4 protein-coding genes are annotated in these 9,359 nt (G+C 34.1%); all 4 read right to left on the minus strand.

Going from position 1 to position 9,359, the window contains the following annotated elements:
- Positions 1-364: 364 nt before the first annotated feature.
- The 4 genes from F0000_RS25905 to F0000_RS25920 all read right to left on the minus strand — a co-directional run bounded on the left by F0000_RS25905 (position 365) and on the right by F0000_RS25920 (position 8,935).
- Entirely contained in the window at positions 365-2,050 is a 1,686-nt protein-coding gene (locus tag F0000_RS25905) for a sulfatase (RefSeq protein WP_149627611.1), read from the minus strand.
- A 355-nt stretch (positions 2,051-2,405) separates the two neighbouring features.
- Positions 2,406-2,879 carry a T9SS type A sorting domain-containing protein gene (locus tag F0000_RS25910; RefSeq protein ID WP_188112293.1) on the minus strand — a complete coding sequence of 158 codons (474 nt, stop codon included), beginning with the start codon at positions 2,877-2,879 and terminating at the stop codon, positions 2,406-2,408.
- 405 nt (positions 2,880-3,284) lie between these two features.
- Positions 3,285-4,979 carry an acetylxylan esterase gene (locus tag F0000_RS25915; RefSeq protein ID WP_149627613.1) on the minus strand — a complete coding sequence of 565 codons (1,695 nt, stop codon included), beginning with the start codon at positions 4,977-4,979 and terminating at the stop codon, positions 3,285-3,287.
- A gap of 1,409 nt (positions 4,980-6,388) precedes the next feature.
- On the minus strand, positions 6,389-8,935 hold the full coding sequence (locus F0000_RS25920) for a sugar-binding domain-containing protein (protein ID WP_149627614.1): 2,547 nt from the start codon (positions 8,933-8,935) through the stop codon (positions 6,389-6,391).
- Positions 8,936-9,359 lie beyond the last annotated feature (424 nt).

A 9,359-nucleotide genomic window follows, 5' to 3' on the forward strand; every position in this document is an offset into this window, starting at 1 on the left:
GTTTACTTCCCTTAGTTTGATCAAGCAACTCAAATCAGTGGACAATAATGTCCATATCATAGGGATGTATAAATATAATAGTACTGTGCTCATTGAAAATAAAGAAGTGACCATCAAAGCACTAAAAGAGAGAAAACAAAAGCCAAAAAGGTGCAGGAAAATGAAGTTTTGACATGTCTTATACTAGTTTGGGAGTTTATTTTGCACAATTAGGGAGCAATAATTCCAGGAAATCAGTTAAGTTTATTGTTAATTAGTAAACATATACCCCTTTTGGTATAGAAAAAAGTCATTAGCTATAGAACTTACGATATGGTGAGCAAAAAAGAAATTGGTGACTACATAGATGATTCTGAAAAAAAAATCAATCATTCCAATGATCATCAATCACCTTTTGGATATGTGGATAGTTTTTATCTGTTTCATTTAACTGTTCTCTCATAGTGCGTAATTGTTTTTTGAGATCGGCAATAATGTTCTTATAAACTGGATCATCATACGCATTATCCATTTCTTCAGGATCTTTTTCAAGGTCGTAAAACTCCCAGGCTATGGGGGTATCCCGTGTAAAATCATTTCCCCAACTCCCTTTATTCCAATCGGCTTCGGGATCACTGGTATCCGCCCAGTACTTCCCATAATAAAAGATCAGCTTATATTCTTTGGTTCTGATTCCAAAATGTGCTGGATTCGCGTGGCGATGTGCCATATGCATCCAATACCGATAGTAGGTAGCTTGTTGCCATCCCTTTGGTTCTTGTCCGGTTTCTAAAATCGGCTTAAAGCTATTTCCTTGCATATATGCTGGTTTCTCTCCTCCTGCCAATTCTATTAATGTAGGTGCAAAATCTGTATTGTTGATGATTGCATCTGTACGACTTCCTGCTTTGACACCTTTTGGATACCTCACAAAAAATGGCATACGCATGGATTCGTCATACATCCATCGCTTATCAATATAGTCATGTTCTCCTAACATAAATCCCTGATCTCCTGTGTATACGATGATTGTATTTTCTAACAGTTCTTCTGTTTCCAGATACTCCATCAATCGTTTTACATTATCATCAACTCCTTTTACGCATCGTAAATATTTTTTTAGATAATCCTGATATACCTTGCTGGTATATATCTTTTCTTCCTCCGTATTTTTAAAGGCAAGATGTTGACTATTTGGGATTTCCTGTGCAGTCCCATAGTTTTTATAAATATCCGTTCCGGGATAAATATTCATAGCTTGATTTCTTACTAAATTTCTCCTGGAAACTGACGAACCGATAATTCTGGTCAAAGAATCATGCTTGCCTCTGGTAGCCACAGATCCATTGTTTTTATTATCATATAAACTTTTGGGTTCTGGAATAAATGTATCTTTTAGATATTTTTCATATCGCGGAGCATTTTCAAAATCATCATGAGGTGCTTTAAAATGATGCATCAAAAAGAAAGGTTTATTAGGGTCTCTGGTATTTTTTAGCCATTCTAATGTGCTGTTTGTTATTACATCAGAAGAGTGTCCTGTGGTTTGCACTACATTTTCTGGCCAGGGTTTTTCTCCTTGTATTCTAAAATCAGGATTAAAATATTTTCCTTGTGATGGTAACACTTTGTAGTAATCAAACGCGGCTGGCTCTTCGTGTAAGTGCCATTTCCCGATAATTGCTGTCTGATATCCCAGTTTTTTCATTTCTTTGGGGAGGTATTGTTTTTCTGGAGGCAATATCCCTTCTAGATCAATTACTCCGTTGGTTTGCGCTCTCTGACCGGTAATGATTGCAGCTCTGCTTGGTACGCAAATGGCATTATTCACAAAGCAATTATCAAAAATCATCCCTTCTCTTGCGATCGCATCCAGTGTGGGTGTTGGGTTTAATGCTGCGAGGCGACTATTATAAATCCCAAATGCCTGAGAGGTATGGTCATCGGCCATGATATAAATAATATTTGGCTTTTTTGTAACGGTCTTTTCTGACGTTGATTTTTCCTGACAGGATACTAAACTAAGGGAAATGATGAATAGCTTTGTATAAAAGCTTAATGTCTTAAACATAAGGTACCAGATTTGATATCTCAAATATTAGTAATCCTATTTTACTTAACCAAAAAAAAATGTTAATTATATACAACAAATGGTTAACAACGTCTCTTAGTAACCAGATATTCTGCGTTTCTTTTCGTTTTTGATGATTCTAAGGGCTCTGGTTTTTCAAAATGACTTAGAACTGTATACTCTCTATCTGTTATGAGCTTTATGGGGTTGCTTTCTATTTGATTACTCGATAATCGAGATTTAAATGCTTTGAGGCTAGCCTCGAAATCGAACTATTTTTTTCTAATACATGCCTCGTTGACTTGTCCCGAGGTAGTTTATTGCTTAGAAAAATTGAAGGTTTTTATTCTGGTCATTATTCTTTTATGATCTTATAATTTTTAACCTGATTCTCGCTTGTATATACCTTTAGGATATATATGCCATTTTTTAGAAAGTCTAAATTTAGATCCGCTCTTTTTTCTTGAAGATTACTTTCAAAACGTAATTTTCCTGTAATATCAAATAGCTCTACTTTTCTAATATGTTTGCTATTTAACAATTTAATTTGTGTATTAAACGGATTAGGATATACTGACAAGGAGTTGTTTGATTTAATTTGTTCAATCAATATTTCTTGATTATTACCTAAAACTGTGATTCTACAAAGTTGTCCATAGGCTTGATCATCGACTCTAACTTCTACTTCATATATTCCGCCTACCTTAAAATAATCACCAATTAATTGGATCGATGGTGTATTGCTATCAACCCATTTTTGAACGCCATTACTATTGGTGAATCTAAATTTATAGTTAGATGCATTTGGTATAGCATAGCAACTTATCACAGCATCATTTACATCTAAAACTGCATTACAAAAGATATAAGTTCTTATATGAAATCACGGTAAACGGAATCAAATTGTTTTTAATTCAGACAGGAAAGAAAGATTCATAGATAGAAGTGCTATCCATGTTTTTTATTTTGAAATGTGAAATCAGAAGAAATGATTTTAACAGGTAATTCTAAGGGTTATACGATTTGTGATTAAAAAATTCGTATAAATTCATTGAATTATTTTTTCTTTATGCAAGGCAAAAAAATCAAGCATAGCTATAGCTACGGTTTATTTTTTAAACGAAGTAGAAAGGAAAAAGAAACGATGAATATGCGAAATTTTTAGTTATAAATCGTATTACACCTAATTAAAAGATAAACAAAGCATGATGATATAGCGCTATTATGTGTACGCTTAAAATTTGAATTCTTTTTTAAAGAAGTCCATCATTGCTTCTCCCCAGTTTGATTCACCCACGTGACTATCATTGGGGTAAATTAGAAATTGTTTAGGTGCATTGATCTCATTATAAGTAGAGAATCCTAGTCTAGGCGGACAATCATCATCTTCTAGTCCAGTAACATAAAAAGTTGTGCCTTTTATATGTTTAGCAAAATGTCTGGCGTCAAAAAAATCAAATGTTTGTAAACCTTCTTCATAATTACAGTCGTCGTTATAATAGGCAATAAATCCTTTTAGCACGTCTTGAACGAGGGGTATTATCCGAAGAAGATTTTTGAGATCTACAGGGAATGGATTTCCATATGCGCATGCACTTATATGTTCTGAGGCTAAGCCTGCTGTCATAAGTGCCAGTCCTCCTCCCTGACTACTACCTGTTACGCCTATTCTTGATGAATCTACTTCCTGACGACTGACTAAAAAATCTACTGCACGTATACAATCCATATAAATCTGACGATATGCTATGCTATCACGATCACAAATTTTATGTCCAAAAAAACCTGGTACCGGAAATTCGGTATGAAATGCTTTTTTACTCAATCCATGTCCTCTTACACAAAATGCAAGTTCGACCACGTCTTCTTTAGAATTTAAAAAACCATCGAGATATTCAAATCCATATCCATAGCCTGGTACATGTAATATGGTGGCAAACTTCCCCTTTTTCTTTGGTCTGAAATAGTAACCATATATGGTTTTGTCTCCTATAGATTGCATGTGTACTATGTATCCGTTTCTTTTTTCTGTGCACAAACTATCTACTTTCTTTATTTTAAATTTTGGTTTTACTGATTTGAGTTCGTCTAGTGCTTTTTTCCAATAGTCATTAAAACCTTCTGGTTCTGTAGAAGAAGGCTTGATTTTAGTGGGGGATACCGTAAAGAAACTTCTGGTTCCTGTGTATCCTTTATCTTTTAATATCGCAATTACTGTATAAAATCCTGGTTTTAGTTTTTGAGACGCCAGATTCATTACATATGTTTTTTTTCCTTTGTCGACCTGAATTTGTCTTGTAAATACAAGTTCGTCAAGGTCATTCTGGATAGATATGCTAGCAGTACCTGTAGTATCTGCCTCAATAATCAGATTAGAAGAGACTTGATCGGATCTGTGATAGAGGTGATTTTTATACGGAAATTGAATTTTGATAGAAGAGTTGGACATAGTACTGGCATAGAGCTTGACTGCATTATGGCTTTTGCCTCCTGTATAGGCGTACTTAGAACTTAGAATCGAAATATGGTTTTCTTTATTAAATTTTAAACAGGAATGAGGAACTACCAGTTTCTTAGCTTCATATCTCACCTTATTATAGTTAGCCCAAATGGGTTTTGCTGTAAAACCTCCTCCTATATAATGATTATTAATATAGATACTATCTATATCAGCAAGTAGTGTAACTTCTAATGTAAAATCGGTTTGTTCTTTCATTGCCGGAACAAAGAAGGTTGTTCTTAAATCTCCGGAGTATTCTGAGGATATTTCTTGTTTTACCCAGGATCGAAGTAAATTTACAGGAAGTGTTTTTTCTTTACTAATTGGTTTTTCAACAGCTAATGTCCAATCTAATGGAATTAGGTTTTGTGCATACCCACTTAAAATAATACTATTGAGTATTAAATAAAATATCGTTTCTTTTTTCATCTTAACTAACGAAAATATAAAAAGACAGTCATTTCAAAAAGAAAAATTGTTCTTTCTAAAAAATAATACGCATTAGTCTGTTTTGCTTTACAGACTTGGTTTTCATTGTTTGTATCTACGAACTTCCAAATAATACCTGCCTCTGATGCTATTATCTACTAAAATTATTTCTTTTTCATCCGGGACAAAAAAATTCAATTCTGCTGACAGTACTATCCTCAGAGAATTGTATCAGGCATAAAACAGGATGGATACACAATTAGTTTTTATTAAATAAATTTCCCTTGTTTTAAAGCCTCCATAATTTAGCTTACACAAAAAAATAACCTTTTGTACATTAAATCATCTGGTTTAAACAACTGAAAGATCCGAAATAACAAATAAGAAGTACATTTGAATAACAGAAATACTAAACATTGATTCTTTGATATGATTGTAAATTATTTATAAAATTATAAGCTTTATTATCTAGTCCCCCAATCTGGATATTATTGCTTAATCGACAAAACGTTGTTATAAAATAGGGAATATTAAACTGATATTTCTAAAAAGAGAATTACACAAACTCAACCTTTTTATAGCGTATCTTTTTTGTTGATCTATTGTAACACACAATTTTCTAAATAAATTAAAAATCCTACTCATAAACAATCATATCGCACAAAAAGGCTATCTATTCAGGTAGTCTTTTTTGCTTTTTATTTGAATTTTAAAAAAATGCAAACCAATTCGTTTTAAATAAAGAATCCCCGAGGCAGAGCCATAGGGGTATTCAACGGAAGAAAGTTTTACAATTTAATGAAAACCATCCGTTTTCAAACTTTCCTCTAAAACCTCCGATGCAGAGCATCGGGGAATTCTATTAATTAAAGAAATTTCCCTTATCTCAAAGCTTCCATAATTTACCTTACACAAAAAGAATAACCTTTTGTACATTAAAACATCCGGTTTAAACAACTGAAAGATCCGAAATAACAAATAAGAAGTACATTTGAATAACAGAAATACTAAACATTGATTCTTTGATATGATTGTAAATTATTTATAAAATTATAAGCTTTATTATCTAGTCCCCCAATCTGGATATTATTGCTTAATCGACAAAACGTTGTTATAAAATAGGGAATATTAAACTGATATTTCTAAAAAGAGAATTACACAAACTCAACCTTTTTATAGCGTATCTTTTTTGTTGATCTATTGCAACACACAATTTTCTAAATAAATTAAAAATCCTACTCATAAACAATCATATCGCACAAAAAGACTATCTATTTAGGTAGTCTTTTTTGCTTTTTATTTGCATTTTAAAAAAATGCAACCAAATTAGTTTTGAACACCGGTACTATCTTATTTATTGTCAAAAATTCATGTCTATAGCCCTTCTATACGATAGTACACCGCCTGATTTATTTGGAGATGATCGTGAGTACATCAGAGGTAACAGCTCTGCCAGTTACTTTTACCTGAGTGGTTCCTTTGTCTCGCGTAGACTGCAGAAACAGTACTGCTTTGCCCTGATGGGTTTGTACTGTATTTGTTTTATGAGATTGGGTATTCATTTCCCATCCATTGTCTACGCCAATATTTTTTCCTTCTCCTGTAATATCAAAGGTGATATTGGTATCGGCATCTGTAAGTAGTACTCCGTTTTCATCTAACAACTTTATAGAAATTACGGCGACATCATATCCATCTGCTTTTATATTTGTTTTATCTGTTTGTATTTCGATTTTGGTTAATTTTCCTTGTGACCTAAGTATATATTCATCTACTTTCTTTCCTTTATCATACCCTATTACTTTTAGCTCTCCTTTTGTGTAGGGTACAAGCCATTTTAGGACATGGTCATCTTCAACAACGCTGGTTAGTTGCTGTTTTCCTAATGATTTTCCGTTTAAGAATAATTCTGCTTCTTCGCAATTTGTATAGGTTTGTACTATAATGGATTCTTCTTCTTTATAATTCCATTTTGGGTATACTTTATACCACTCCCACAGTCGTAATTTGTTCCATACGGGTGGTGGTGTGTATTGTATATTGAATTGCCAGCCTTTTTTTTCTGAAAATGAAAATTCGGATTCTTTTTCTGGTGTAGTGACCATATATACTTTTGGGGTATCGTTCCATAAGGTTTCAAAAAAATGCCCTCTTGGTGTTTTGAATCCTGCAAAATCAAAGAGTGATATATTCAATCCTTTGCGTGGCCAGGGACCTGCTTCGCCAAGGTATGCAAATCCTGTCCATAAAAAGACTCCGGCTACAAAATCGCGATCGATACAGCTTTTCCATTCTGAGTATGCCACCCAGTTTTCTGAGCCCAGAATTTTGAGATCGGGATATGTTTTATGAGCTATATCATAATCCGCCTGACGGTAATTAAATCCATATACATCTACAGCGGTACCGTAACCACTCACCATCCCGATAGAGGGTAATACACTACCGCAAACTACTGGTCTGGTAGTATCTTCTTGTTTTACCCATTTTACTAATTTTTTGGCTATTGTGGACAGGGGATCAATCGTATCGATATTTTTCTCAAATGCAGTTTTTATTTTTTCTGCGTCATATATGGGGGTATATGTATATCCAGATGCTGATGCGTCTGGATTTACTTCATTAAATGTTTTTGAGTAATGGGGATACGTCCATTCGATCTCATTACCGATACTCCACAGTATTACGGATGGGTGATTAAAATCTCTTTTTATAAGGTCTTTCAGATCTTTTTCTGCCCAGATATCAAAGTGTTCCGGATATGCTCTTGCTGCTTCTTTTGGCGCAGCATTGTCTCCAATATATACCTTACTTTTTAGTTTTGGTTCGCTCCATTCGTCAAAGGCTTCGTTCATTACCATAACTCCTAATTCATCGCATACTTCTAGTAATTCTTGTGCATGTGGGTTATGTGCAAAGCGAACGGCGTTGACTCCGACTGATTTTAGTTTTTTTATACGGTATTCCCAAATGGCTTTGGGAACTGCGGCTCCTACTGCTCCTGCATCGTGATGTAGATTGACTCCTTTGATCTTCATAGGTTCTCCGTTTAGCGAAAATCCTTTATTGGCATCAAATTTAAAGGTTCTAATTCCGAATCTTTCTGTTACATTATCGAGCTGCTGCCCATTTTCTTTGATAGTGATTTCTAAGGTATATAGGGACGGAGTGGTCACTGACCATAAGCGAGGTGCAGGAATACTGATATTTGCAGAGGTCTGCGCTTCTGCATTGTCTATATTTTTTGTAGCTACTATTTTTCCTGTCTCATCCATAATTGTATATGCTATCGAGACTGTTTTTTCTTTTGTCGCTTGAATTCCTTCTATTTGCGTTCTAATATGAATGTCTGCTGCTGCCTTTGTGACTTTTGGTGTAGTTATTTTTACTCCCCAATGTGCTATGTGTAATGGGGATGTTTTGATCAACTGTACTTTGCGATAAATTCCTGATCCTGTATACCATCTTGAGTCTACATAGGCAGTATGGTCTACTTTTACAGCAATTACATTGGGCGCACCGTCGTATTTTAAGAAACCTGTAAGAGGATACAGAAAGGTGCTATATCCACTGGGTCTCGTGCCTAGTAAATGATTATTGATCCATACGCTGGCGTTGTTATAGACACCATCAAACTGAATACTGATTTGTTTACCCTGATCTTCTTCTGATAGTACAAATGTTTTGCGATACCATCCTATTCCTCCTGGTACAAATCCTGTGCTCGAAGCTGTTTTTTCTTCTTTTTGGTATCCTTCTTCGATACTCCAGTCATGGGGCAGGTGTATCGTTCTCCAATTAGTATCTTTGTATACTATTGTTTGTGCCGACGGAATATCTCCTAAATGAAATTTCCAACCTTGATTAAAATCTTCGATATTACGCTGTTTGGGTTGTTGTTTTTGGCAAGACGACCATATGAGTGCTATTACTAGCATTGGGTATATATATTTCATATTTTAACTGAATATTTATAAAACTTATGCTCCATTTTTGGTTTCACAATCTGAGAAATAATAGTTGGTATAATTAGCAACCTGAGCTTCGATTAATCCCAAACGCGTCAGTATACGTGCAATTCTGTCATGAATTTTGTATCAAAAACAATTGTTTTTGGTTTAAAAACTTATTCTCGATACACCTCCCTTTCGTCAAAGCACTACTATTGACGATTTTTTCTTCTATTTTACTAATCGAACTCATCTTGAGTACTGCTTTGAAATTACCGGAATAAAATCTCTTTTTTAGCTTAGTTTCAGAATGAAAATAAACCGCAGCCTTGCTATACCTGTCTTCTCATTTTGACTGAAATAAAAAAATCTAATTTTCTTTTGCAGCAAATTCAAAACAACAACTGTTATATTTTATAAAAGTACACTT

Origin of the sequence: Aquimarina sp. RZ0 (genome assembly GCF_008370685.1) — a bacterium.
In the GTDB taxonomy this organism is placed as follows: domain Bacteria; phylum Bacteroidota; class Bacteroidia; order Flavobacteriales; family Flavobacteriaceae; genus Aquimarina.